We start from the raw sequence: 2808 nt of genomic DNA, 5'->3' as shown, positions 1-2808 counted from the left end.
AAGAGAAGTCGAGCCCATACACTCCTCCGTCTATACTTTGAATAAAAAATCCTTCATTTGCAAGATGGAAAGTACTCTTTTTCTGAAGCCTTTGGTTTTGAAGGGCTTTCTGGTGATCTTTATTATTCTGCTGAAGACTCCCGTTTTAAAGTTGAAGAAGTGGCAGGAACCCTATCTCTTGGTGCAGGAAACATCCCAAAATCGTATACCCTCAATGTGCCTGTTCTTGAACTTGATGCAAAGGAGGGGGTTTTAATTTATGATTGCCGTTTATAGGCACCAACGTATGAAATTTGCCGTATTGTTGGACGGGGTATTCAAGAAAAAAAAGAGCTCTCTTTTCAATTAGATACGGAAAAGACACGATTATTTGGTGCGCGAATCGAGGTTGAGACTTTGACCTTTCAAGAAGGGGGATTGAGCAAAGCTCAGGTATCTACCACACTTTCAGCGATTGACTTAGTCCAACATTTAGACTTTCTAAATTCAGCAGGACTCATCCCAATTAAAGAAGAAGCTTTAGATGAAATGCGAGGGCCCCATGTTGGAGGGGAAGTAAAGCTATCGTTCTTGTTTGATCGAAAAAAAGAGGCTCTCGTATTTGATGCAAATAGCCCCCGTTTAAAGCTAGGAGGAATTGACCTTGATCACTTAGCAATCCATGGAGAAAAAAGAGGGGACTGCTTTTCTTTAGAGCGATTTGAAGCAGGCTCACTAAAAATTCAAGGTGACATCATCTATATAGAAGGGGGATGGTATGTTCCTGGACTAACCGTTTTTTGGAAAAAAAGCTCTCTTAAAAGTGGAATGATTTCCTATTCAGAACAAAACCACTTCCTTCAAGTCCCTTTGGAACAGCTTTCCCTTAACCTTGGAGAGCTAGCAATTCTTCTCCCTCAAATGGAAGTCAACTGGGACTATTTGCAAGGAACGCTCCTTGCTAAAGGAGAGCTGTTATTTGATTTCACTAAAGGATGGAAGGGATGGGCGCTCAACTCAAAACTCTATTGTATTGGTGAAGAATTTGGAAAAGGGCGACTAAAAGTAGAAAGTCCTGATCTTTTACATATCACGTACGGACAAAATGAAGGGTTTTCTTTAAAAAATGCTGATTTTAACTTTCTTCATCGCCGTTCCGCTCAACTATGGGCTAAGTGCCACTTTGGCCATCTTAATTATTTTAAGGGAAAGCTAAAGGGAGAAGGAATAAAAGTCATTATTCCTCCAGAAATGGTCCATTTTTTAGGCCAGACCCATTCTCTTCCTTACTTAAACTATGAAGAAGAAAAGATGATTGTGTTTAATTATCCCTTGACGTGGGAAAACCAGATTGAAGCTTCACTTGACTTTGAATTTGATAAAGAATCGAGAGTAAGTGGTTTTTTAAAAGAAGGGTATTATTGGATTGGGGATAAAGCTTGGTATTTAAGTAGTTGTTCATTTGCTTATCAGAAAAATGGACTAGAGGTGCAGCTCAACACTCTTTATAACGAAATGCCTTTTGAGTTAACTGCGCAGCTTTCTTCTCACCCTCACTTTACCTCAATATTTACAATACAAGAAACTTGCAATGAGCATCGAGGAGAAGAGCCTCTTGTCATCCAAACAGACTGGAATGCAAATGAAGGATTTTTTATTCAAAGTATAGACGGAGGAGTGTATGGGCTCGACTTCTCTTTCTATCATAATCCACGCGCATCATTTTCAGATCGCATGGCCCTTACAGGTCAGATGAAAATCAATGTTCCCAAATTAGCACAACTATTCGGACAAAGTATAAAGGAGAGAGTCATAGAATTTGAGATTGGAAAAGGATATGAACTGAGTGGCAATCTAATCATTTCCAAAACTGATTTAAAAGAGAGTCGATTTACAGGATACTTAAAGGGAAAGCATTTTCAATTAATGGGAACACTGATGGAAACTTTAATGAGTGAGATTGATGCTTGTCTTAGTCATATCGAACTTCATCGATTTACAATTAGTGATGAATCGGGAGTATTTGCTATAAAATCAGTCGAGATCGCTAAACGGGAAGAGGGTTGGAGTCTCAATATTCCTGAGGTAGTCATCACAGATTTTCGTCCTAGTCTTTTAAAGAAAATTGGAAAATATCCAACACGAATCAAACCTTTGACAATTCGGGAGCTGCGCGCCTTCAATATCGATGGAATATTAGGAGATGCCTCTAGTTTTTCAGGAAAGGGAACCCTTAACTTTATCAATACATTTAAACGAGACTATCATATTCTTGATATTCCTTTTGAAATCTTAGGCCGCCTTGGATTAGACATGGGTCTTTTTATCCCAATTCGTGGTGATCTAGAGTACATCATTGTTGATCGTCGATTTTATTTTACTCAGCTTAAGAATAGCTACAGTGAAGGAAAGCGTTCTCAGTTCTATCTCTCCCCTATCGAACATTCATTTATCGACTTTGACGGCAATATTAATATCAATATTAGAATGAAACAGTATGTCCTTCTAAAAGTAACTGAGCCTTTCACACTCTCGATTGGGGGAACATTTGAAAATCCAAAGTACAGCTTGCATTAATGCATTGATTCATTTTTTTTACCCATCTTATTGCCTGCACTGTAAAGGGCCTCTTTCTAATAAAAAGCATCTTCTCTGTATTTCCTGTTTTCAGCAGATTGAGTGGATTAATGGTCAAGAGCGGTGCATCTATTGTTTTGCTCCAATACCCTGTCTGTCTTGCAAGAAGTCTCCTTGGATTGCTAAGTGATCAAGGTCAATTCCTCCTAGCTTTAAACGGGGGCTATTTGCATCAAATACGAGAGCCTCTTT

General features: G+C 38.8%; 2 protein-coding genes. Both read left to right on the top strand.

All coding sequences use genetic code 11. From position 1 onward, the window contains the following. The first annotated feature begins 57 nt into the window (after window positions 1-57). Window positions 58-276: a hypothetical protein gene (locus GCCT14_RS04315; protein WP_108624375.1), complete on the top strand. Its 219-nt coding sequence runs from the start codon at window positions 58-60 to the stop codon at window positions 274-276. Between the two features lie 120 nt (window positions 277-396). Further along, window positions 397-2556, top strand: a complete 2160-nt coding sequence (locus GCCT14_RS04310) for a hypothetical protein (RefSeq protein WP_108624374.1) — start codon at window positions 397-399, stop codon at window positions 2554-2556. The last annotated feature ends 252 nt before the right edge of the window (window positions 2557-2808 follow it).

Source organism: Candidatus Similichlamydia epinepheli (genome assembly GCF_003056015.1).
Note: the sequence above shows the minus strand (reverse complement) of the source record. Positions and strands in the feature narration are given on the sequence as shown.